Annotated in this window: 19 protein-coding genes; 15 read left to right on the forward strand and 4 right to left on the reverse strand. The window is 68.0% G+C overall.

The features are described from left to right. Positions 1-182 precede the first annotated feature (182 nt). Positions 183-2,231: a DNA repair helicase YoaA gene (gene yoaA, locus R1L06_RS06470; protein WP_164081507.1), complete on the forward strand. Its 2,049-nt coding sequence runs from the start codon at positions 183-185 to the stop codon at positions 2,229-2,231. Between the two features lie 9 nt (positions 2,232-2,240). After that, entirely contained in the window at positions 2,241-2,954 is a 714-nt protein-coding gene (gene tsaB, locus R1L06_RS06475; RefSeq protein WP_317217231.1) for a tRNA (adenosine(37)-N6)-threonylcarbamoyltransferase complex dimerization subunit type 1 TsaB, read from the forward strand. Between the two features lie 496 nt (positions 2,955-3,450). On the opposite strand, the gene R1L06_RS06480 is transcribed toward tsaB, so the two are convergent. Together R1L06_RS06480 and gshB are read right to left on the reverse strand one after the other, a co-directional pair. Beyond that, entirely contained in the window at positions 3,451-4,335 is an 885-nt protein-coding gene (locus tag R1L06_RS06480) for an energy transducer TonB family protein (RefSeq protein WP_049422140.1), read from the reverse strand. Then, on the reverse strand, positions 4,335-5,282 hold the full coding sequence (gene gshB / locus R1L06_RS06485) for a glutathione synthase (RefSeq protein WP_012511876.1): 948 nt from the start codon (positions 5,280-5,282) through the stop codon (positions 4,335-4,337). Before gshB ends, R1L06_RS06480 begins: the two co-directional genes overlap by 1 nt. A 240-nt stretch (positions 5,283-5,522) precedes the next feature. Here gshB and pilG point away from each other — a divergent pair, with 240 nt between their 5' ends. The 7 genes from pilG (at position 5,523) to R1L06_RS06520 (ending at position 17,494) form a co-directional block, all read left to right on the forward strand. After that, positions 5,523-5,924, forward strand: coding sequence for a twitching motility response regulator PilG (pilG, locus tag R1L06_RS06490; protein WP_005418455.1), 402 nt, complete (start codon positions 5,523-5,525; stop codon positions 5,922-5,924). 18 nt (positions 5,925-5,942) lie between these two features. Continuing rightward, positions 5,943-6,305, forward strand: a complete 363-nt coding sequence (locus R1L06_RS06495) for a response regulator (protein WP_005410717.1) — start codon at positions 5,943-5,945, stop codon at positions 6,303-6,305. Further along, entirely contained in the window at positions 6,305-6,835 is a 531-nt protein-coding gene (locus R1L06_RS06500; protein ID WP_005410716.1) for a chemotaxis protein CheW, read from the forward strand. The genes R1L06_RS06495 and R1L06_RS06500 overlap by 1 nt, the downstream gene beginning before the upstream one ends. 41 nt (positions 6,836-6,876) lie before the next feature. Beyond that, positions 6,877-8,913 (forward strand): methyl-accepting chemotaxis protein, encoded by a 2,037-nt coding sequence (locus tag R1L06_RS06505; RefSeq protein ID WP_032130100.1) that lies wholly within the window; start codon positions 6,877-6,879, stop codon positions 8,911-8,913. 100 nt (positions 8,914-9,013) lie between these two features. After that, a complete protein-coding gene (locus tag R1L06_RS06510; RefSeq protein ID WP_317217232.1) occupies positions 9,014-15,706 on the forward strand; it encodes a hybrid sensor histidine kinase/response regulator in 6,693 nt (2,230 codons plus the stop codon). Next, positions 15,693-17,033 (forward strand): chemotaxis protein CheB, encoded by a 1,341-nt coding sequence (locus tag R1L06_RS06515; RefSeq protein ID WP_317217233.1) that lies wholly within the window; start codon positions 15,693-15,695, stop codon positions 17,031-17,033. Before R1L06_RS06510 ends, R1L06_RS06515 begins: the two co-directional genes overlap by 14 nt. Next, complete coding sequence (locus tag R1L06_RS06520; protein WP_065723902.1) at positions 17,030-17,494, forward strand: chemotaxis protein CheW; 465 nt, start codon at positions 17,030-17,032, stop codon at positions 17,492-17,494. Before R1L06_RS06515 ends, R1L06_RS06520 begins: the two co-directional genes overlap by 4 nt. Positions 17,495-17,602: 108 nt before the next feature. Here R1L06_RS06520 and R1L06_RS06525 read toward each other — a convergent pair whose 3' ends face one another. Together R1L06_RS06525 and bioA are read right to left on the reverse strand one after the other, a co-directional pair. Beyond that, positions 17,603-18,340: a 16S rRNA (uracil(1498)-N(3))-methyltransferase gene (locus tag R1L06_RS06525; RefSeq protein WP_317217234.1), complete on the reverse strand. Its 738-nt coding sequence runs from the start codon at positions 18,338-18,340 to the stop codon at positions 17,603-17,605. Beyond that, a complete protein-coding gene (bioA, locus tag R1L06_RS06530; RefSeq protein WP_317217235.1) occupies positions 18,331-19,722 on the reverse strand; it encodes an adenosylmethionine--8-amino-7-oxononanoate transaminase in 1,392 nt (463 codons plus the stop codon). Before bioA ends, R1L06_RS06525 begins: the two co-directional genes overlap by 10 nt. A gap of 77 nt (positions 19,723-19,799) precedes the next feature. Between bioA and nudE the strand changes: the two genes are divergently transcribed. The 6 genes from nudE to R1L06_RS06560 all read left to right on the forward strand — a co-directional run bounded on the left by nudE (position 19,800) and on the right by R1L06_RS06560 (position 23,916). Then, the gene (gene nudE / locus R1L06_RS06535; protein ID WP_010482713.1) at positions 19,800-20,363 is read left to right on the forward strand and encodes an ADP compounds hydrolase NudE; all 564 of its coding nucleotides are present in this window, start codon (positions 19,800-19,802) and stop codon (positions 20,361-20,363) included. Beyond that, positions 20,360-21,163: a 3'(2'),5'-bisphosphate nucleotidase CysQ gene (cysQ, locus tag R1L06_RS06540; protein WP_006385123.1), complete on the forward strand. Its 804-nt coding sequence runs from the start codon at positions 20,360-20,362 to the stop codon at positions 21,161-21,163. The genes nudE and cysQ overlap by 4 nt, the downstream gene beginning before the upstream one ends. Before the next feature lie 13 nt (positions 21,164-21,176). Further along, positions 21,177-22,016 carry a nucleoside triphosphate pyrophosphohydrolase gene (gene mazG, locus R1L06_RS06545; RefSeq protein WP_049422149.1) on the forward strand — a complete coding sequence of 280 codons (840 nt, stop codon included), beginning with the start codon at positions 21,177-21,179 and terminating at the stop codon, positions 22,014-22,016. Further along, positions 22,013-22,342, forward strand: a complete 330-nt coding sequence (locus R1L06_RS06550; RefSeq protein WP_032130110.1) for a YnfA family protein — start codon at positions 22,013-22,015, stop codon at positions 22,340-22,342. The genes mazG and R1L06_RS06550 overlap by 4 nt, the downstream gene beginning before the upstream one ends. A 245-nt stretch (positions 22,343-22,587) precedes the next feature. Continuing rightward, on the forward strand, positions 22,588-22,890 hold the full coding sequence (locus R1L06_RS06555; protein WP_049422150.1) for an Mpo1-like protein: 303 nt from the start codon (positions 22,588-22,590) through the stop codon (positions 22,888-22,890). A gap of 66 nt (positions 22,891-22,956) precedes the next feature. Continuing rightward, entirely contained in the window at positions 22,957-23,916 is a 960-nt protein-coding gene (locus R1L06_RS06560) for an SPFH domain-containing protein (protein ID WP_317217236.1), read from the forward strand.

The following is a 23,916-nucleotide window of genomic DNA, read 5'->3' on the forward strand; positions in this document are numbered from 1 at the left end:
CGCCATGGATGGCGCCATCGAGCCCCCATGGATGGGTTTACGGCGTGTCCTGCCTGCCCCTCCCGCCCCACCCAGCACGCAGAAACCCAGAGCCGTTAACAACGCCGTTGCCGTTGCTGGTGCTCTGGCTCTGGCTTGAAACGGGTGCCGGGCAGCGCCCGGCCGGGTATCCTTTCCCTCTGATGTCCGACCTTGTCCATGCCAGCCGCGAAGCCCTCAGCGACGGCGGCGCGCTCGCCTCGCACCTGGATGCATTCGTCCCGCGTCCGGCACAGCTGCACCTGACCGAAGCCATCGCCGATGCGCTGCAGCAGCGTGATCTGCTGCTGGCCGAGGCTGGTACCGGCACCGGCAAGACGTTTGCCTATCTGGTGCCGGTGCTGCTGTCCGGGTTGCGCACCATCATCTCCACAGGCACCCGCGCGCTGCAGGACCAGCTCTACCACCGCGATCTGCCACGGGTGCGCCAGGCCCTCGGGGTCGGCCTGCGCAGTGCGCTGCTGAAAGGGCGTGCGAACTACCTGTGCCGCTATCGCCTGCAGCAGGCGCGCGGCGAACCGCGGTTTTCCAGTCCCGAGCAGGCCGCGCAGTTCCAGCGCATCCTGGCCTGGTCCGGTCGCTCGGAGTTCGGTGACATCGCCGAGCTCGACGGGCTGGCCGACGACTCCCCATTGCTGCCGATGGTCACCTCCACCGTCGACAACTGCCTGGGCACCGATTGCCCGTTCTGGGATGACTGCTTCGTGGTGCGTGCGCGGCAGCGTGCACAGGCTGCCGATGTGGTGGTGGTCAACCATCACCTGCTGCTGGCCGATCTGGCCCTGAAGCAGGATGGCTTCGGTGAACTGCTGCCGGGCGCCCAGGCCTTCGTCATCGACGAGGCGCACCAGTTGCCCGAACTGGCCGCGCAGTTCTTCGGCGAGGGTTTTGGCATGCGCCCGTGGCAGGAGCTCGGGCGCGATTGCCTGGCTGAAGCACGCGGTGTGGGCGGCGCGCAGTCGGCGCTGCAGGAACCGGTCGACCAGTTGCAGCAGGCGCTGCTGGCGCTGCGTTCGGCGATGGAGGGACTGCCGCCGCGTGGCACGCAATGGCGCGCGCTGGCGATGCCTCAGGTACGCGACGGCTTCGATACGGTGATGGCAGGGTTGGTGACCCTGGAGCAGGCATTGCAGCCGCTGCGCGAAGCGGCGGCGGGTCTGGATGCCTGCCATGCGCGGGCGCGTGAGGCGGTCTCGCGGCTCAGCCGCTGGTTGGGCGATGACGAGCCCACTCTCGACTTCGATACCGATCCGGCGGACACAGCCAGCGCGGCTGATGTGCTCTGGTACGAGCTCACGCCACGTGGTTTCCGCTGCCAGCGCACGCCGATGGATGTATCCGGCCCGTTGCGCGAGCATCGTGAGCGTAGTCGCGCGGCATGGATCTTCACCTCGGCGACGCTGACCGTGGGCGGTGGTTTCGATCACATCGCCACGCGTCTGGGCCTGGACGATCCGCACACGCTGGTCCAGCCAAGCCCGTTCAATTGGCCCGAGCAGGCGCTGTGCTACCTGCCCGAAGGCCTGCCCGATCCGGCGGCGCGCGGGTTTGGCACCGCGCTGATCCAGACCTTGCGGCCGGTGTTGCAGGCCTCGCAGGGCAGGGCCTTCCTGTTGTTCGCCTCGCACCGTGCATTGCGTGAGGCCGCCGAGGCATTGCGCGACGGGCCATGGCCGCTGTTCGTGCAGGGCGAGGCACCGCGCGCGACGCTGCTGCAGCGCTTCCGTGAATCCGGCAATGGCGTGCTGCTCGGCTCGGCCAGTTTCCGCGAGGGCGTGGATGTGGTCGGCGAAGCGCTGAGCGTGGTGATGATCGACAAGCTGCCGTTCGCGGCGCCGGACGATCCGGTGTACGAGGCGCGGCTGGAGGCGATCCGCAGCCAGGGCGGCAATCCGTTCCGCGACGAGCAGTTGCCGCAGGCGGTGATCGCATTGAAGCAGGGTGTCGGCCGCCTGATCCGCAGCGAGAGCGACCGTGGCGTGCTGGTACTGTGCGACCCGCGCCTGCTCAACCGGGGCTATGGCCGGGTCTTCCTCGATTCGTTGCCGCCGTTCCGGCGTACTCGCAGCCTGGCCGATGTGCAGGCCTTCTTTACGCCACAATGGGCGCCCGTGTCCGATGATGCGGCTGCCCCAGTCGCTGTTGCGACCGGCCCTGAGCCGGCGCCCGGTGCCACGTTCCCCCTGTTCTGACCCGATCCGATGAAACTGCTCGCCTTTGAAACCGCCACCGAAGCCTGTTCCGTTGCCCTGCATGTCGATGGGCAGGTGCTGGAACGCTTCGAGATTGCCCCGCGCCGGCACGCCGAACTGAGCCTGCCGTGGGCGGAGGCGCTGCTGGCCGAAGCCGGCATCAGCCGCCGCCAGCTGGACGGCATCGCGCTCAGCCGCGGCCCCGGCGCGTTCACCGGCGTGCGTCTTGCGATCGCGATTGCCCAGGGCATTGCGCTGGCCCTGGACCGTCCGCTGTTGCCGGTCTCGACGCTGCAGGTGCTGGCGTTGCGGGCACCGGCGGAAGAAACGCAGATCCTGTCAGCGATCGATGCGCGGATGGGCGAACTCTACGTTGCCCGCTTCGAGCGCGTGGACGGCCTGCCGGTGGCGCGTGATGCCGAGCGCGTATGCGCACCCGCTGCGGTATCGCTGCCGGAAGGGCTGTCCGCCTACGGCGTTGGTACCGGGTTTGGTGCGGCCGAGGGCGCGCTTGTTACGCAGTTGGGCGCTGGCCTGCGCGGCTTTGATGCCACTGCGCTGCCGCGGGCATCGGACGTGCTGGCGCTCGCGGTGCCGGCCTTCGCGCGCGGCGAAGCCATCGCACCGGAGAAGGTCGAGCCGGCGTACCTGCGTGACAACGTGGCACTGACCCTGGTCGAGCAACAGGCCGCGCGCGAGGCGAAGGCGAAGGCCAACGGCTGAGCCCCTCGTGGCGGGGTTGGTTGATCGCGTAAATCAAAAGCCGCGCTTGGCCGGGCGGGGTGGGTTCGCGGGGGACGCCGTGAACCCGTCCCTGGGGGCTTAGCCGCGCCATCCATGGCGCGGATACCCCCGCGAACCCACCCCGCCCGACCTCTGACAGTTTCCGTGTGCGTCCGCCACGGAAAATCAAAAGAAAATCAAAGTCAAAAGCGGATCGCTTCGCTCGCATCCACGCATAGCGTGGATGTGTGTCGACCAAGGTCGACACCTACCAACAGCGGAGCGGGACGCGATGCGCCGGGATCTGTCAGAGGTGGGGCGGGGTGGCTGGGCAGGACCGTTGGCGCCATGGATGGCGCCATCGAGCCCCCAAGGATGGGTTTACGGCGTGTCCTGCCCAGCCACCCCGCCACACCAAATCCACAGTCCAACCGCCGCCTTTGACGTTGACGTTGACGTTCAGCGGGTCCCGGGCCGCAGGCCCGGGCAACAAACCCTACCGATCGTCGTGCAGGGTGCCGCCCGGCAGGAACACCCACGTGCGGGTGACCTGCAGGATATCGATCTCATCCTCGGTCTTCGGCAACGGCGGGAACGGCTGCGCCAGCTTCACCACCCGCAGAGCCGCCTCATCCAGCAACGGCGTCCCGCTCGAACGCAGGATCCGGCTGCTTTCCACGCTGCCATCGCGGCGCACACCCACGCTGATCACCACCTGGCCACCCAGGCGGCGCTGCCGGGCCTCGTCCGGGTAGTTCAGGTTGCCGACGCGCTCGGCGCGATCGACCCAGGCACGCAGGTAGTTGGCATAGGCATATTCGCGCGTGCTGGCCGACACGAACTTGCGGTTCGGACGCTTGGCGTACTGCGCCGAGCGCAGGTGCACTTCGGCGGCCAGGCGCGCCATCTCCACGTCGCGCTGTTCGCGTGCGCTCAAGGGCGCATCCGGTTCGGGCTGATCCGGCGTGGGCCGGGACTGTGCCTGCGCGACCACCTCTTCGCCATTGCGGCTGCTGACCACCCGCGCCTGCGGCGGCGGAACCGGTGCGGCCGATTGCTGCTGCTGCGGAATCGGGCTGATTCCGGATTGCGCCTGCGGCACGATGCCGGCCTGGTTGTCGCGCGGACGCTGTGCGCGGTCGTGTTCGCCACCGCCTTCCTGGTTGGCTGCGGCCAGGAAATCAGCCTGCTTCGGCGTCAGTGCGGTGCGGGTCTGGCTGAAGATCACTTCCAGCGTCGGCACCAGCGGCGCATCGCCCTTCACGGCGAAGCCCACGCCCAGGATCAGCAGGGCGTGGACCAGCACCGACAACGCGATGGTCGCCCCCAGCCGTTGCGCTTCGCGCGGCGGCGGGGGCAGTACGGCAGGTGCGGACGGCATCAGCGCAGGCCGGCCTCGAGTGCGTCGAACAGGGTGCCGGCAATGTTCAGGCCGTACTGTGCGTCCAGTTCGCGCACGCAGGTCGGGCTGGTCACGTTGACCTCGGTCAGGTAATCACCGATCACGTCCAGGCCGACGAAGCGCATGCCGCGACGCTTCATCTCCGGCCCGACCTGGGCGGCGATCCAGCGGTCGCGCTCGCTCAGCGGGCGACCTTCACCGCGGCCACCGGCGGCCAGATTGCCGCGGAATTCATCACCCTGCGGGATGCGCGCCAGGCAGTAGTCGACGGGTTCGCCATCGACCAGCAGGATGCGCTTGTCGCCAGCGGTGATGTCGGGAATGAACTTCTGTGCCAGCGCCATCCTGTGGCCGCCGTCGGTCAGGGTTTCCAGGATCACATTCAGGTTCGGATCGCCCTGGCCGCTGCGGAAGATCGAGCGGCCGCCCATGCCATCCAGTGGCTTCAGAACCGCCTGGCCGTGTTCCAGGGCAAAGGCCTTCAGCGCCTTGGCATCGCGGCTGACCAGGGTCGGCGGGCAGCACTGCGGGAACAGCAGGGCGGCAAGCTTCTCGTTGTAGTCGCGCAGGCCCTGCGGGTTGTTGACCACGCAGGCACCGGCAGCGGCGGCCACGTCCAGCACCTGGGTGTCGTAGATGTACTCGGCGTCGACCGGCGGGTCCTTGCGCATCAGCACGATCTGGCCGGGACCGAACTCGGTACGGCTGAACGCGCCCAGCTCATACCAGCCGGCCGGGTCGTCGCGCACCTGCAGCGGTGCGGTCTGGGCCACCGCCACGCCACCTTCCAGGGCCAACCCGCCCGGGCGCACGTAGTGCAGGGCATGGCCGCGGCGCTGGGCTTCCAGCAACATGGCGAAGGTGGTGTCCTTGGCGATCTTGATGTGGGCGATGGGGTCCATCACCACGATGACGTTCAACGGCATGGGCGCACCTGTCTGGCAAGGCGTTGATGGTAGCGGCAACGCCGGTCGCGCGCCTCCCCGCCTTACTGCAACGCAGCGTCCGCCCGGCGGTCGCGCACGCATTGCGAAACCCGTCACGTTCAGGAGGGTGCCATGCCCCGCGCCATGGGGCGGCCTTGAAGCGGGCGCGGAAAGTGCGATATAGATACGCTTTCGTAGCGGCCCCCGCCAGAGATCGGGCCGTGCGCTTGGGGATAGGCAATGACTGAAAACACGACTGCGGGCGGGGAACTCGCAGGACTCCGGGTGATGGTCATCGATGATTCGAAGACCATCCGCAGGACTGCGGAAACGCTGCTCAAGCGCGAAGGCTGCGAGGTGGTCACCGCCACCGACGGCTTCGAAGCGCTTGCGAAGATCGCAGACCAGCAACCGCAGATCATCTTCGTCGACATCATGATGCCGCGCCTGGACGGCTACCAGACCTGTGCGCTGATCAAGGGCAACCAGCTGTTCAAGGCGACCCCGGTCATCATGCTGTCGTCCAAGGATGGCCTGTTCGACAAGGCGCGGGGACGCATCGTCGGCTCGGAGCAGTACCTGACGAAGCCTTTCACGCGTGAAGAACTGCTGGGTGCCATCCGCACATACGTCAACGCCTGACCAGGGGGGAAAGGCACAATGGCTCGTATCGTTCTGATCGAGGATTCACCGACCGACCGCGCGGTGTTCACCCAGTGGCTGCGCCGTGCCGGCCATGAGGTGCTGGAAGCGGACAACGCCGAGGATGGACTGCAGCTGGTCCGCGACCAGGTGCCGCAGCTGGTGCTGATGGACGTGGTCCTGCCCGGCATGAGCGGCTTCCAGGCCACCCGCGCGATGGCCCGTGACGCAGCGATCAAGCACATCCCGGTGATCATCGTCAGCACCAAGGCGATGGAAACCGACAAAGCATGGGGCCTGCGCCAGGGCGCAGCCGATTACATCGTCAAGCCGCCGCGCGAGGATGAACTGATCGCGCGGATCAACGAACTGGTGGCCTGATGCGCTCGCCCTTCGACATTCTCGAAGCCTACGAACGGCGCAGCCTGGCCCATGCGGTGCAGCTGCCCGAACGGCAGTTCGCCCAGGACCTCTGGCGTGGCGTGGGCTACCGCGTCGGCCAGCGCCGGCTGGTGTCCGATTTCCGCGAAGTGGTGGAAATCGTGCCGATGCCGCCGGTCACCCCGGTGCCGTGCGCGCAGCCGTGGCTGCTGGGCGTAGGCAACCTGCGCGGCAACCTGTTCCCGGTGGTCGACCTGAAGTACTTCCTGGAAGGCACGCGCACCGTGCAGCAGGAAGGCCAGCGCGTGCTGATCATGCGCCAGGCGGGTGGCGACGTCGCGCTGACCATCGATGAACTGTTCGGCCAGCGCAGCTTCGAACTGGACCAGCAGATCGCGGCCGGCACGCTGGCCGAAGGACGTTACGGCCACTTCGTCGATCGCGCCTTCCACGCCGACGGCCACGACTGGGGCGTGTTCTCGCTCTCGCTGCTGTCGCGGACCCCTGAATTCCGGCAAGCCGCGGCCTGAGGCCGGGCATCGCCCCCTGCATTGAAGATCGAGGTTGAACGATGAGTACTGCTTCGGACGCCACCAAGACCGGCAAGCTGCGGCTGGGCGGCAGCAACCTCTGGTTGTTCCTGCTGCTGGCATCGATGATCCTGTTCGGCGTCAACACCGGCGTCGCCACCTGGCAGGGCAGTCGCCTGGCCGATGCCGGCTCCAAGGCGGCCGACCTGCAGGTGCTGTCACAGCAGCTGGCCAACCAGGGCCGTGATGCGGTGGGCGGCAACGCGCAGGCGTTCACCGCCTTCAAGGCCACCCGCAACGCGATCGAACAGAACGTGTCGACCCTGCAGGGGCGCTACGGCAAGGAACCGGGCGTGTCCGGTGCGATCGCCACCCTGGCCGAGACCTGGGCGCCGCTGGGCAAGCAGGCCGGGCAGCTGGTCGCCAGCGAGCCCGCCGTGCTGGCGCTGGCCGGCAATGCCAACAACTTCACCGGCGCGGTGCCGGGCCTGCAGGCCCAGCTGAACGAGCTGGTGCGCGCGATGTCCGCCTCGGGCGCGCCGTCGTCGCAGGTGTACAGCGCACTGCAGCAGGTCGTGGTGGCCGGTTCGATGGCCCGCCGCGTGACCGAAATGCGTGCCGGTGGCAGCGCCGCTGCCACCTCGGGCGATGCACTGGCACGCGACATTACCGTGTTCTCGCAGGTGCTCGACGGCCTGCGCAACGGAAACGAGGAACTGGGCATTACCGCCGTGCGCGGTGCCGCCGCCGTGGCCGCGCTGGAGCAGTCGCAGCAGAAGTGGGAGGCAATGAAGCAGGACGCCGATGCGATCCTGGCCAGCTCGCGCCAGCTGTTCGCCGCCCAGTCCGCCGCCACCGCGCTGGGCCAGGGCTCGGCGCACATGCTGGACGACAGCCGCAAGCTGTTCGAGGCGTTCTCCTCGTTCGGCTCGGTGTCCGATACCCGCCTGTTCCCGAACTTCTGGATCGGCGTGGTGTCCGGTGCGCTGTCGCTGATCGCGATCATCGGCTTCGTCTCCACCAACGTGCGCAGCCGCTCGCGCGAGCAGGAACTGCGCTACCAGACACAGGTGGAATTCAACAGCCGCAACCAGCAGGCGATCATGCGGTTGCTGGACGAAATCTCCTCGCTGGGTGAGGGCGACCTGACCGTGAAGGCCTCGGTGACCGAGGACATGACCGGCGCCATCGCCGACGCGATCAACTACGCGGTGGACGAGCTGCGCCACCTGGTGACCACCATCAACGACACCTCGGCCAAGGTCGCGCTGTCCACCCAGGAAACCCAGGCCACCGCCATGCAGCTGGCAGAGGCGGCGGGCCATCAGGCCAACCAGATCACCTCGGCCTCGGACCGCATCGGTGAAATCGCGGCGAGCATCGAACAGGTGTCGCGCAACTCGGCCGAGTCGGCCGACGTGGCACAGCGCTCGGTGGTGATCGCTGCCGAAGGTGCCGGCGTGGTGCGCGAGACCATCCAGGGCATGGACCAGATCCGTGACCAGATCCAGGAAACCTCCAAGCGCATCAAGCGCCTGGGCGAGTCGTCGCAGGAAATCGGCTCGATCGTGGAACTGATCAACGACATTTCCGAGCAGACCAACATCCTGGCATTGAACGCGGCGGTGCAGGCGGCTTCGGCCGGTGAAGCGGGCCGCGGTTTCGCGGTCGTGGCCGACGAAGTGCAGCGCCTGGCAGAACGCACTTCGGGCGCAACCCGACGCATCGAGAACCTGGTCCAGGCCATTCAGGCCGATACCAACGAAGCGGTCACCTCGATGGAACAGACCACCGCCGAAGTGGTGTCCGGTGCACGCCTGGCCGAGGACGCCGGCACCGCACTGACCGAAATCGAGCGCGTGTCCAATGCACTGAACACCCTCATCAAGAACATCTCCATCGCCGCCCAGCAGCAGTCGGCTGCGGCCTCGGACATCACCCGCACCATGGGCGTGATCCGGCAGATCACCGGCCAGACCTCGCAGGGTGCCGGGCAGACCGCCGAATCGATCGGTCACCTCGCGCAGCTGGCGGCCGACCTGCGTCGTTCGGTCGCCGACTTCAAGCTGCCGGCGTGACGCGGGCAGGGCGGCGAGCAAGGAACCAGTCGATGAAGCATTTCCATTCCCCACGCCAGAACTCGCGCGGCTTCCGCGCGGCGGCGAACGGAGCGCGTCCATGAGCAGTCTGCGCGATGCGATGAGCCACGCAGCGCTGGGCTGGGTCAAGCCCGAGCTGGACGAGACCCTGCGCCAGGTGCGCAACGAGGTCGAGTACTACGCGGAAGACCCGGCCGATGCCAGCCGCATGCGCATCTGCGCCGGCTACCTGCACCAGGTGCAGGGCACCCTGCGCATGGTCGAGCTGTACGCCCCGGCGATGGTGGCCGAGGAGCTTGAACAGCTGGCCAATGCCATCGGCGCCGGTAGCGTGGCTGATCGGGATGAAGCCTGCGCGACCCTGATGCGTGGCAGCGTGCTGCTGCCCGACTACCTGGAGCGGCTGCAGAACGGCCACCGCGATATTCCGATCGTGCTGATGCCGCTGCTCAACGAAATCCGTGCCGCGCGTGGCGAAGAGGGCGTGCATGACAGCGTGCTGCTGGCGTTCGCGCCGGACAGCGTCAGCGCCACCGAGGCCGAGCTGGACCATGCCCGTGGCAGCCTGAGCGGGCGCAACCGCGAGCTGCTGGATACCGTGGGCAGCGCGGTGAAGGAAGAACTGCTGCGCATCAAGGATGCGCTGGACCTGCACCTGCGTACTGGCGGTGCGCCCGAACAGCTGCAGACCCAGGCCAACGAACTTGGCGCCGTGGCCGATACGCTGGGCATGATGGGCCTGGGCGTTGCCCGCGGCGTGGTCGTGCAGCAGCGCGATGCGCTGCGTGGCGTGGTCGAAGGGCGCCAGCAGATCGACGAGAACCTGCTGCTGGATATCGCCGGCGCATTGCTCTACGTGGACGCGTCGCTGGACGACCAGGTCGCCCATCTGGGCGCCGGCGGCAGTGGCGAAGATGACCCCAGCGCGGTGGAGAACCGGCGCACGGTGGAGGTGCTGGCACATGAGGCCATCGCCAACTTCGCCGCCGCCCGCGAGCATTTCGTCGCCTTCATCGAAACCAGCTGGAACCATGCCGAGCTGCAGGACGTGCCGCGCCTGCTGGGCGATGTGTCCGGTGCGCTGCGCATGCTCGACCTGAACACCGCCGCCGATTACCTGCGCGGTGTGCAGCAGTACATCGAAGCCGAGCTGATCGGTCGCCAGCGCGTGCCCAGTGGCCGCCAGCTGGACACCCTGGCCGATGCCATGGCCAGCCTGGAGTACTACCTCGAGGCTCTGCGCGACCGCCGCCCGGGCCGCGAGGACATCCTCGACATCACCCGCAGCAGCCTTGAAGCGCTGCGCTATTGGCCGTTGCCGGACCGCAATGCGGTGGAGCCTGTTGCCGCCGCGCCGATTCCGTTCGCATCGCTGCTGGTAGACCGCGAGCCGATCGCGCTGCAGGCCGAGCCGCTGCAGCCGGAGCCCATCGAGATTCCAGTGCAGCCGGCCGCGCCCGCCGCCGGCACGGTGCCGGTGCCGCTGCCGGACTTCACCTTCGATCCGCCACCGGCCGCGCCTGCACCGGAGGTGGTGGACAACCGCCTGATGTTCGGGGCGCTGGGGAGTGTCGCCTCCACACCGCTGTCGCTGCATGACGACGCGGATGCACCGCTGGTCTTCGCCGCGTCCAGCGCGCCTGCGCCCGAGGTACCGCAATGGGATCTCGCACCGTTCCATCCGGACTCCGAGCCGACCGCGAGTGCCGAAGACGAGCGCAGTCCGACCTTCGCCAGCTTCGACCCGGTCAGTTTCGAACGGGCCGAAACCAGCGTGGAACCGGCGCCGCAGTGGACACTGTCGGAGGCAACACCGCCGGCATTGGCCGATGTGGCTGTGATGGATGTCGAGGACGACGTCGACGCGTCGGTGCCTTTTGACACCGCTGACGTTGCCGCGCCCATGTTCGACCCGGTAGCTGCCGAGCACGATGTGGTCGCCGCCGGTGACGACGTGGTGTTCCGTTTCGACGCCGATGCGCTGGACAATGCCGACGACGTGCTGTCGCTGCACGCGATGGAGACGCTGTCGCTGGACGACGACGCCGGATTGCACCCGGCGCTGGAGATCGTCGATCCCGCTGCATCCGTGCGGGTGGACGAAAGCCCTGTGGTTGCCGAAGCGGACGCGGTTCCGGCGGATGTGCAGGAGGACGTGCCCGCGCCGATGGCCGAGGTGCTGACGCCGGTCTCCGATGCACCGGCACCGGCGGTGTCGGTGATTGATATCGACACCATCGCGCCCATCGACTTCAGCGAAGCCGACGCGCAGTTCTTCGCCGAGCTGAGCGCGGCGGCGGCCGATTTCAATCCGCAGGCCATGGCGGCTCCGCCCGCTGCGGACATCCCGGTCGTGGCCGGCACCGAGACCGGCTTCGAGGCCGGCTTCGACGACGATGCCGAGAACATCGACGAGGACATCCGCGAGGTGTTCCTGGAAGAGTTCGACGACGAGCTGGCCAACCTGGGCACGCTGCTGCCGGCATGGCGCATGCAGCTGGACAACATGGACCGGCTGCGGCCGATCCGCCGCATCTTCCACACCCTCAAGGGCAGTGGCCGCCTGGTGGGTGCACGCACCCTGGGTGAGTTCGCCTGGAAGATCGAAGGCATGCTCAATCGCGTGCTCGATGGCAGTCGCCCGGCGACTCCGGCGGTGCTGGCGATGGTCGACAACGCCCATGCCGCGCTGCCGCAGCTGAACGCCGCGCTGCGCCATGGCCAGCGCATCAGCGTGGACCTGCAGGCGATGCAGGCCATTGCCGATCGGGTCGGTGCCGGCGAGGAGACCTTCTACGTGCCGTTGCCGGCTGCGGCCGCACCGGCAGCGACACTGGCCGAGTCGGAAGGCGAAGACGAAATCAGCCGCCTGCTGGAAGCCGAGGCCGCTGCGTCGGCGCAGGCCGATGCCACGGCGGTGGCGGAAGACGCCGGTACCCCGGCCAACATCGACAGCGTACTGCGCGAGATCCTTGAGGCCGAGGTCGAAGTCCACCAGGCGACCCTGCAGGAATGGCTGCGCTCGGCGCAGCAGGCACCGCAGCCGGTCAGCGACGCACTGCTGCGTGCGGTGCACACCATGAACGGCGCCTTCGCGATGACCGAAGTGCCGGAAATCACGGCGGTCACCGGAGGTGCCGAGTCCTACATCAAGCGCGCCCTGGCCGCCGACGTGGTGCCTGGCGACGAGGGCGTAGCCGCACTGGATGCGACCGCGCAGGCGATCACCGCGACCATGGAGGCGCTGCAGGCCGAACAGCCGCGGATTGTTCCGCAGGGCGCGTTGGTGCAGCGGCTGCAGGCATTGGCCGGCGAGCTGCCGGAAGCGCGCTGGCCGCTGTTCGCGCTGGAAGACGAGGACGAAGAGGGCGTCGAGCTGGCGCCTGATGCCGAGCAGGCATCCGCGGCCGAAGCGCCGCTGGCCGGGCTGGACACGCTGGACGAAACCAGCATGCCGTCCGCTTTCGATGCGGCGACCGATCTCATTGCCGAGCCGCAGTCGCATGCCGAAGATGCGCTGGAACCGGTTCCAGCTGCAACCGGGCTGGAGGCGCTGGACGTCGCAGCCGACAGCGGCCTGGACGTGGGTGAGCTGACCGCCAGCGACGATCTTTCGCGTTACTTCGACGCCGGCTGGCCGTCGGTGCCGGGCGAAGGTGAACCTGCCGCGGACGACACCGGGGCGATTGAATCGATCCAGCCGATTGAAAGTGCGCCTGATGTTGCCCAGGACGAATCAGATGCCGTGCCGGCGATCGCGACGGTCGACGACGCTGACCTGACCATGGCGGACGATCTGTCGCCGTACCTCGACGCCAGTGCGCTGCCGGTGGATGACCGCGACGCGGAAGAGTTGCCGGTGTCTGCGGAAGTTGACGCGATCGACCTGAATACGCCATTGCCGTTTGATTCGGACAGTGACGATGACAACGTCATTGACGACGCTGCTGCACTGCCACTCGACAGCGAGCTGTCGAGCCTGCAGGATGAAATGGCTGTGCCGGGTTTTGCAGAACCGGTCACGCTGGCAGCCGCGCTCGAGGCCGGCCTGCACGTGATCGAGGAGGAGCAGACCCTGGACGACGACGGGCAATGGCCCGTGATCGGCCTCCAGGCCAGCGAACTCGCGCCGGGTGAGGCAGATGCCTTTGCCGAGGATGCGGACGTCGGCGGGGAGGCGGCGGTCGGTGAAGGAGAGAGCGCCGATCAGCCGTCCCCGGCGACGGTGATTGAGGAGATCACCGCGGAGGCGCCGCAGGGCGGCACTGCTGCGGTGCGCTTCTTCGAAATGGAAGACGCACCGGGCCAGGGTACGGTCGATGCCGATGCACAGGTTGCAGCGACCGACATCGTGCCGCGTGCGCCGCACCACGAGCAGGCACCTGTTGCGGCGGATGCCGAAGACGGCACCGATGCACTCGACTTCAGCGTGTACGACCGCGAACTGGTCGATATCTTTGTCGAGGAAGGCAAGGACCTGCTCGACCACTGCGATGGCCTGATCAGCGAACTGCGCGATGCACCGCAGGACCGCGAGGTGCTGGCCGGCCTGCAGCGTGATCTGCACACCCTGAAGGGTGGCGCACGCATGGCTGGCATCAATGCCATCGGCGATCTTGGCCACAGCATCGAATCGCTGCTGGAGGCGGTGGCCGCTGGCCGTACCGAGATCGAACGTCGCGACGTGCAGCTGCTGGAGCGTGGCTTTGACCGCCTGCACCAGCTGCTCACCCGCACCGGCGCGCACCGCGTGGTGGAGCCGGCGCAGGATCTGGTCGAAGCCTTCGAGGTCCGCACCACCATCGATATCGCCGCAGCCGCTGCGGCCGCGCGTGCGGCCAGCGAGATCGAGACCGTGCCCGCACAGGTCGCGGGCCCGCTGGCGGCCCCGATCGAAGCGCCCCTGTCGGCTCCGCTTCCGGCCGAGGGCGTGGTCGATGAAGATCCGCTGGCGCGTCCGCAGCAGGAGCAGGTGCGCGTGCGTGCCGACCTGCTCGACCGCCTGGTCAACCATGCCGGTGAAGTGGCGATCTACCGCTCGCGGCTTGAACAGCAGCTGGGTGCCTTCCGTGGTGCCATGGGCGAACTGGAGCGCACCAATGCGCGACTGCGCGACCAGCTGCGGCGACTCGACCTGGAAACCGAGGCGCAGATCGTCGCCCGCTACCAGCGCGAGCAGGACCAGGCCGACCAGAAGTTCGATCCGCTGGAGCTGGACCGCTTCTCCACCCTGCAGCAGCTCAGCCGTGCGCTGAACGAATCGGCGGCTGACCTTGGCGGCCTGCAGGGCGTGCTCGATGATCTGTCACGCCAGTACGATTCGCTGCTGCAGCAGCAGTCGCGCGTCAGCTCCGAGCTGCAGGATGGCCTGATGCGCGCGCGCATGGTGCCGTTCGATGGCCTGGTGCCGCGCCTGCGCCGCGTGGTCCGCCAGTCCGGCATGGATACCGGCAAGCAGGTCCACCTGACCCTGGAAGGAACCCACGGCGAACTGGACCGCAACGTCCTCGACCGCATGGTCGCGCCGCTGGAGCACATGCTGCGCAACTCCGTGGCCCATGGCCTGGAAGCGCCGGAACAGCGCCGCGCCGCCGGCAAGCCGGAGGAGGGCGAGATCGCCATCCGCCTGCACCGCGAAGGTTCGGAAATCGTGCTGGAAGTGGCCGATGACGGTGCTGGCCTGGACCGCGAGGCGATCCGCCGCCGCGCCATCGACCGTGGCCTGCTGGCCGCCGATGCGCAGCCGAACGAGCAGGAGCTGGACAACCTGATCTTCGCGTCCGGCTTCACCACCGCCGACCAGGTCAGCCAGCTGGCCGGTCGTGGCGTGGGCATGGACGTGGTGCGCAACGAAGTGCGCCAGCTCGGTGGCTCGGTCGACATCCAGTCGGTGCGGGGCCAGGGCGTACGCTTCACCCTGCGCCTGCCGCAGACGCTGGCCGTCACCCAAGCGGTGTTCGTGCAGATCGGCGAAACCACCTTCGCGGTGCCGGTGGCCTCGGTCAGTGGTATTGGCCGCCTGTCGCGCGAGCGTTTCGAAGCCGCCGACAGCAGCTACCGTTACAGCGGCGAAGACTATCCGCTGTACGACCTCGGCAGCCTGGTCGGGCAGGCCCCGGCGCGTGCCGATGGCCAGGACCAGGTGCCGCTGCTGCTGGTCCGTGCCGGTGATCTGCGTGCCGCCGTGGCGATCGACCAGGTGCTGGGCAACCGCGAAATCGTGGTCAAGCCGGTCGGCCTGCAGATCGCGTCGGTGCCGGGCATCTACGGCGCGACCATCACCGGCGATGGCCGCGTGGTGGTGATCCTGGACGTGGCGCCGCTGGTGCGCCGCTTCCTCGCCAACCCGACGCTGCCTGTGCTGGCCAACGCACCGCGCCAGGAGCGCCAGGTGCCGCTGGTGATGGTGGTCGACGACTCGCTGACGATGCGCAAGGTCACCGGCCGCATCCTCGAACGCCACAACTTCGAGGTCAGCGTCGCCCGCGATGGCGTGGAAGCGCTGGAACGCCTGGAAGAGCGCGTGCCGGACCTGATGCTGCTGGATATCGAGATGCCGCGCATGGATGGCTACGAGCTCGCCACCGCGATGCGTGGCGACCCGCGCTACAGGGACGTGCCGATCGTGATGATCACTTCGCGCAGCGGTGACAAGCACCGCCAGCGCGCCTTCGAGATCGGTGTCCAGCGTTACCTGGGCAAGCCGTACCAGGAACTGGACCTGATGCGTAACGTGTACGACCTGCTGGGGATCGCCCGTGTCCGTGAGTGAAACCCAAGCGGCTCCGGCCGTGGCCCTGCTGGCCCGTCCCGGCGCGGCGCGCGAGCGCCTGCGTGAGGCGTTGTCGCACGCCGATGTGCAGCTGGTGCTGGAAGATGATCCCAACACGCTGGAGGCGCGGGTCCTGCAGGAGGCGCGCCCGCAATTCGTGGTGATCGCGCTGGAAGCCGCCATCGAGGACGCCTTGGAGCGCCTGGAAGCGGTGCTGTCCGCACCGGGTCTGACCCTGGTCTTCGACGAGGCCGAACTGGCTGCACGTCGTGATGGCTGGGAGGCTCAGCGCTGGGGCCGTCATCTGGCCGCCAAGCTGCATGGCCACCAGCAGGTGTTGCCGCCGGGGGCCGAAGAAGAACCCAGCCTGCAGTTGGAGCCGGGCCACCCGGCACCGGCACCGGCGCCGCAGGAAGAAGCGCTGCAGCCGCACCTCGAGCAGGCATTGAGCTGGGCCGACGAGGTCCCCGCTGACACTCTGTACTCGCCGCCTGTACAGCTGCACGAACCGATCGCGCTGGAACAGGCGCTGGCCGCGCTGCAGCCGGTGGTGCCTGAGCCGCTGCAGGCCCCCGCACTGCCGTCGCTGGCAGAGCCCGTTGCTGCAGCACCGCCGCTACCGCCGGTCTCCTTCGACCACACCGCCTGGTCGCTGGTCGAGGACGAGGCCGATGCCTCGGCAACCGCTCCGCACCACGCTGCGGTGGAGGCTCCGCTGCCTTCCTTCGATACCGGTCATCTGAGCCTGGTCGATCTGGATGCCGCAGCGCCCGTGGGCGCACGCGCCGGATCGCTGCTGGTGCTGGCCGGCATCGGTGGCCCGGATGCGCTGCGTCGCCTGCTCGGCGCGCTGCCGCCTTCGCTGAGCGTGCCCGTCCTGGTGCACATGCGCCTGGATGGCGGGCGCTACGGCAACCTGGTCAAGCAGATGGCACGCGTGTCGCCGTTGCCGGTGCAGCTGGCTGAAGCCGGCCAGCGTGCAACTCCGGGTGAAGTGCACGTGCTGGCCGATGACATCGGCGTGCAGGCAGCCAGTGACGGCCTGCATTTCGTCAGCGACGCGCAGGGCATTGCGATTGCCGCGCTGCCAGCTGACCACACCGCGCTGGTCCTGCTCAGCGGCGCTGACCTTGCGCATGTTGGTCCGGCGCTGGATCTGGCCGCCGCCGGTGCATGGGTGGCCGGGCAGGTGGGCGAGGGCTGCTACGACCCGGCTGCGGCCACGGCGGTGGTTGCTGCCGGCATGGTGGCCGGTGAACCGCAGGAACTGGCGCAGGCGATTGCCGCGCGCTGGGGTGAGCAGGACGACAACGGAGAAGCACCATGAGCTATGCCAGCAATGACGAAATCCGTGGCGTCCTGATCCAGGCCGGCAACGCGCGCGTGCTGCTGCCCAATGCCACCGTGGCCGAAATGATGTCGCGCGTGCCGGTGCAGCCGGTCTCCGATGCGCCGCGCTGGCTGGTGGGCGAGATCGGTTGGCACGGCTGGCAGGTGCCGCTGGTGTCGTTCGCGCGCCTTTCCGGGCTGGGCGAGGAAGCCGTGAGCGGCCATAACAAGGTGGTGGTACTGAAGGCCCTCAGCGGCAACGCGCAGCGTCCGTACTACGCGCTGCTGACGCAGAACTTCCCGCAGCTGATTTCGGTGCCGCGCGACGGGCTGCTGGCTGACGCCTCGGAAGAAACCCTGCCGGACATCGTGCACATGCGTGTGCTGCTGGGCGAGCAGAGCGCGCTGCTGCCGAACCTGGACGCGCTGGAAGCCGCCCTGGATTCGCTGGCGGCCTGATCGGACATCCGCCGGGCATTTTGAATTCCCGGTAGTGCCGGCCGCTGGCCGGCATCCACGGAATCATGCGGTTGCCGGCCAGCGGCCGGCACTACCAGGAATCGGGCCTTACCCCAGATCCCCCAACCGTGCCTGCAACGCTGCAATCGCGGCCAGGCCGGCCGTTTCCGTGCGCAGGATGCGCGGTCCCAGCTGCAGGCCCTGGAAGCCCGCGGCCGCCAGTTGATCACGGTCGCGTGGCGACCACCCACCTTCCGGGCCGATCGCGATCACGATGCCGCCTGCCGGAGCGGCCGCCAGCGTCGACAAGCGATGTGTGCCCAGCGGATCCAGGGTCAACCGCAGCGTATCCACCGGCAGTGCCGCTGCCGCCTGCGCCAGCGACAGCGGTGATCCCACGTGCGGAATGCGCGCGCGCCCGGACTGGCCACAGGCCGAGGTCACCACGTTGTTCCAGTGCGCCACGCGCTTCTCCGCGCGTGCTGCATCGAGCTTCACCTCGGTGCGCTCGGCGTTGACCGGAATGATCGCCGCCACGCCCAGTTCGGTGGCCTTCTGCAGGATCAGGTCCATCTTCTCGCCGCGGGCGATGCCTTGCAGCAGGGTGATCGCCAGCGGCGATTCGGTGTCGATGGCCTGCACGGCGTCGATGCGCACCTGCACTTCGCGCTTGCCGGCCACGGTCAGCGTGGCGCCGTAGTCATGGCCGTCGCCGTTGAACAGCACACAGGTATCGCCCTCGCGCAGGCGCATCACCCGTACCAGGTGGTTGGCGGCCTCTTCCGGCAGGGTCACGGTCTGGCCGCTGTGCAGCGCCAGGTCGATGGGGCAGCGGGTCACGCGCATGCAATCGCCTCGTCAATCGCCGCCAGCGTGGTATGTGCCAGCAGCTCCAGTTGTTCGTCATCCACGCAGTAGGGTGGCATCCAGTACAGCACGTCGCCCAGCGGACGCAGTACCACACCGCGCTTCAGCGCGGCCTTGTAGGCGTGCAGGCCCAGCCGCATGGCCGGGTCGAACGGGGTGCGCTTGTTGCCATCGCGCGACAGCTCGAACGCCACCACCATGCCGGCCTGGCGCACGTCGGCCACGTGCGGATGGTCGGCAAACGGTGCGGCCAGCGTGCCCATCACCGAGGCGATGCCCCGGTTGCGCACGATCACATCGTCGTCGCGGAAGATGTCCAGCGTCGCCAGCGCTGCGGCGCAGGCCAGCGGGTTGCCGGTGTAGCTGTGCGAATGCAGGAAGGCGCGCTCGCGCGAGTCGTCGAGGAACGCGTCGTACAGGGCCTGCGTGGCCAGTACCGCGGCAAGCGGCAGGAAGCCGCCGGTCAGGCCCTTGGACAGGCACATCAGGTCCGGCATCACCCCGGCCTGCTCGCAGGCGAACAGGGTGCCGGTGCGGCCGAAGCCGGTGGCGATCTCGTCGGCGATCATGAATGCACCGTGCGCATCACACAGTTCACGCACCCGCTGCAGGTACACCGGGTCATGCATGCGCATGCCGCCCGCGCACTGCAGGCGCGGTTCCAGGATCACCGCACAGATCTCGCCCGGGTGCTGGTCGAACAGCGTGGCCAGGCCGTCCGCGGCCTGGCGCGCACGATCGGCGGCGCTCTGGCCGGGCTCGGCCAGGTAAGCGTCGGGCGAGGGCGCGAACAGCCCTTCGGCCAGCAGCGGCGCATAGACGCGGCGATACAGCGGGATGTCACCCAGCGCGAGCGCGCCCAGGGTCTCGCCGTGGTAGCCGTTCTCCAGTGCGATGAACCGCGTGCGCCGCGGCTCGCCACGGTTCTGGAAATACTGGAAGGCCATCTTCAGCGCCACTTCCACGCCGGCGGAGCCGTTGTCGGCGTAGAACACCTTGGCCAGCGGTTCGCGGCCAGGCTGGCGCGGGGCCAGCGCCAGCAGGCGTTCGGCCAGGGTGATGGCCGGCTCATGGCCGAAGCCGGCCAGCATCACCTGTTCCAGCTGTGTGGCCTGGGCGGCGATGGCGCCACCGATGCGCGGTTCGGCATGGCCGAACAGATTGGTCCACCAGCTGCTGACCGCATCCAGATAGCGGTTGCCATCGTGGTCGATCAACCAGGCACCTTCGCCGCGGGCGATCGGCACCAGCGGCAGGGTATCCGGATGCTCGCGCATCTGCGTGCAGGGGTGCCACAGCACCTGCAGGTCGCGCTGCCGCCAATGGCGGGCCAGCGGGGAGGGGGTTGGGTCTGCTAGCATTTCGGGCTCATGAACATGTTGCTGCCTGCACATTCTATCGGCCCCGGCGCAGGCGCCGGCCGCCGCGGAGATTCCGCATGAACGATGACCGTGCTGGCCGTCGCTTGCCGATCATCCATCGGATCACCGATGAGGAGAACGGTCCCTTCCAGCGCCAGCACCTGGACCTGGAGTTCTCCAACGGCGAACGCCGCCGCTTCGAGCGGCTGGTCAGCCGGGGGCATGGCGCGGTGGTGGTGGTGCCGATGCTCGACGACGAAACCGTGCTGCTGGTACGTGAATACGCCGCCGGCATGCACCGCTACGAACTGGGCCTGGTCAAGGGCCGGATCGATGCCGGCGAGACCCCCGAGCAGGCCGCCGACCGCGAACTGAAGGAAGAGGCCGGTTACGGCGCGCGCCGGGTGGATGTGCTGCGCGCGATGACCCTGGCCCCGACCTACATGAGCCACCAGTCGTGGCTGGTGGTGGCGCGCGACCTGTACCCGGAAAAGCTGGCCGGCGACGAGCCGGAAGAGCTGGAAGTCGTCCCGTGGAAGCTGGCCGAGCTGGACCAGCTGATGCTGCGCGAGGACTTCTCCGAGGGACGCTCGCTGGCGGCGCTGTTCATCGCCCGCCAGTGGCTGCAGGGATTGCGATGATCAAACTGACCACGGACCTGCGCGAGACCGCCATCGCCATTGCCCAGGAAGCCGGACAGGCCATCATGCAGGTCTATGCCGATGGCTTCGACGTGCAGCTCAAGGACGACAACAGCCCGGTCACCGCCGCCGACCTGGCCGCCAACCAGGTCATCGAGCAGGGCCTGCAGCAGCTGACCCCGGATCTGCCGATCCTGTCCGAGGAGTCGGCCCAGGTCACGTGGGAGCAACGCCGTCATTGGGGCGCCTACTGGCTGGTCGACCCACTGGACGGCACCCGCGAGTTCATCAAGCGCAACGGCGAGTTCAGCGTCAACATCGCATTGATCTACCAGGGCGCGCCGGCCTTCGGCGTGGTGCTGGCGCCGGTCACCGGCATCGTCTGGCATGCCATGCGCGGTGAGCTGGCGTACCGTCGTCAGGGACTGCATGACACTGTGCTGCGTACCCGCACGCCGGCCACCGCACCGCTGCGGGTGGCCGCCAGCCGCTCCCACCGCTCGCCGGAAACCGAAGCGCTGCTGGCGCGGATGGGTCGCATCGAAACCATCGCTCAGGGCTCATCGCTGAAGTTCTGCCGGATCGCTGAAGGCGGCCTGGATGTCTACCCCCGGCTGGGCCCGACCTCCGAATGGGACACCGCCGCCGGCCAGTGCGTGCTGCACGCTGCCGGTGGCGCGGTGCTGTCGGCAGCGACCGGCAAGCCGTTCCGCTACAACCGCCGCGAGACCCTGTTGAACGGCGATTTCATTGCCCTTGGTGACACCAGCCTGCCCTGGCGCGACTGGTTGTCCGACTGACCCTGGAGGCCGCATGAGCGCGCATGACACCCCCATCGCCGGCAGTGCAGCCAGCAACGAACTGGAACGCCTGCTGGCGATCATGGCGCGCCTGCGCGATCCGCAGGGCGGCTGCCCCTGGGACCTGGAGCAGAACTTCGCGACCATCGCCCCGTACACCATCGAGGAAGCCTACGAGGTGGCCGATGCCATCGATCGGGGCGACCTCGATGATCTCTGCGATGAGCTGGGCGACCTGCTGCTGCAGGTGGTGTTCCATGCGCGCATGGCCGAGGAGCAGGGCGCCTTCGCCTTCGCTGAGGTCGCACGCGCGATCAGCGACAAGATGCAGCGCCGCCACCCGCACGTGTTCGCCGATGTCAGCGTCGATGACGCCGACGGGGTGACGCGTAACTGGGATGCGATCAAGCGTGCCGAGCGTGCCGCCAAGGGCGAGCAGGACACCTCCGCATTGGCCGGCATCTCGCGTGGCCTGCCCGAATGGCAGCGAGCGGTGAAGCTGCAGTCTCGCGCGGCCAAGGTCGGTTTCGACTGGCCGGGCCCGTTGCCGGTGCTGGACAAGGCGGCGGAGGAACTGCAGGAGCTGCGCGAGGAATTCGAGCGCGGCGATATTGCCGGCAACAAAGCGCGCCTGCAGGAAGAGCTGGGCGATCTGCTGTTCGTCTGCGCCAACCTGGCACGCCACGCCGATATCGATCTGGGTGCGGCGCTGCGCGGGGCCAACCACAAGTTCGAACGCCGCTTCCGTGCGATGGAAGCGCAGGCTGACGCCCAGGGTGGAGCGCTGGCGTCGATGGACCTGGATGCGCAGGAAGCACTGTGGCAGCACGCCAAGGCGGCGGAGAAGGCGTGAAGACGCTCGCGCTGTTCCTGCTGACCGCGCTGGCCGAAATTGTCGGCTGCTACCTGCCGTGGTTGTGGCTGCGCAAGGGAGGCAGCGTGTGGCTGCTGCTGCCGGCTGCCGCCAGCCTGGCCCTGTTCGCCTGGCTGCTGACTCTGCACCCGACCGCCAGTGGCCGGGTCTATGCGGCCTACGGTGGTGTCTACATCGGCACCGCGCTGTTCTGGCTGTGGCTGGTCGATGGCATCCGCCCCAGCCGCTGGGACCTGTTCGGCGCAGCCCTGTGCCTGGCCGGCATGGCGGTGATCATGTTCGGGCCGCGCACGCCCCCGGTGTAGCGTCGAGCCATGCTCGGCCGCTTCGGCTTTTGTAGCGTCGAGCCATGCTCGACGGCTTCCGCTCTTATGTAGAGTCGAGCCATGCTCGACTGCAACTGGGAGGGCCAGTCGAGCATGGCTCGACGCTACAAAGGCAGCGCCACCGGATCATGCACTGCCTTGTCAGAATCGGCCACGCCGTCCAGGCCGCTTTCCCTCCCAGGAAGGCGCATGATGGCGGTGACCACGGCCCCCGGAGCACGCACATGTCCCGCTTCGCCAGCTTCCGCGAGTTCTATCCGTTCTATCTCAGCGAGCACCGCCACCCGGTATCGCGCCGGCTGCACTTCGTCGGCAGCTGCGGCGTGCTGCTGCTGGTCGTTGCAGCGATCCTGCGCGGGCAGCCGGTGCTGTTGCTGGCCGCCCTGTTCTGCGGTTACAGCTTCGCCTGGGTCGGCCATTTCTTCTTCGAGAAGAACCGCCCGGCCACCTTCCAGCACCCGCTGTACTCGTTCATGGGCGACTGGGTGATGTTCGCCGACATCCTGCGCGGGCGCGTGCCCTGGTAGCTCCGCTGTGAATGTGGCCTTCACGCGCTATGCTGGGGCCTGGACGTCATAGATAAGGAAAGCAAGATGTTCCCGACCATGTTCTTTACCGTGGTACTGGCCTTCGTGGCCATGGTGATCCTGTTCAAGGCAGTACGGATGGTGCCCCAGGGCTACGAGTGGACCGTCGAGCGCTTCGGGCGCTACACGCACACCATGACCCCCGGCCTGCATTTCCTGATCCCGATCGTGTACGGGGTGGGGCGCAAGGTGAACATGATGGAGCAGGTGCTGGATGTGCCCAGCCAGGAAGTGATCACCAAGGACAACGCCGCCGTGCGCGTGGACGGCGTGGTGTTCTTCCAGGTACTGGATGCCGCCAAGGCCGCCTATGAGGTGGCCAACCTGGAAGTGGCGATGATCGCCCTGGTGCAGACCAACATCCGTACCGTGATTGGTTCGATGGATCTGGATGAATCGCTCAGCCAGCGCGAGGTGATCAATGCCCAGCTGCTGAGCGTGGTCGACCATGCCACCAATCCCTGGGGCGTGAAGGTCAACCGCATCGAGATCCGCGACATCCAGCCGCCGCGCGATCTGCTGGATGCGATGGCGCGGCAGATGAAGGCCGAGCGCGAAAAGCGCGCGCAGATCCTCGAGGCAGAGGGTTCACGGCAGTCGGAGATCCTGCGCGCCGATGGCGAGAAGCAGGCCACCGTGCTGGAAGCCGAAGGCCGTCGCGAAGCTGCGTTCCGCGATGCCGAGGCGCGCGAGCGCCTGGCCGAGGCCGAAGCGATGGCGACCAAGGTGGTGTCGGCCGCGATTGCCGAGGGTGACGTGCAGGCGATCAACTACTTCGTCGCGCAGAAGTACGTGGAAGCGTTCAAGGAGCTGGCCAGTTCGCCGAACCAGAAGCTGGTGCTGATGCCGATGGAGGCCAGTGGCGTGATCGGTTCGATCGCGGGCGTGGCCGAACTGGCGAAGCAGGCGCTGGCCAGCCAGGACAACAAGGCCGCCGGCAAGCGGCCGCCGCCGCTCGGAGGCTGA

This window comes from Stenotrophomonas mexicanensis, assembly GCF_032911605.1.
In the GTDB taxonomy this organism is placed as follows: Bacteria; Pseudomonadota; Gammaproteobacteria; order Xanthomonadales; family Xanthomonadaceae; genus Stenotrophomonas; species Stenotrophomonas maltophilia_A.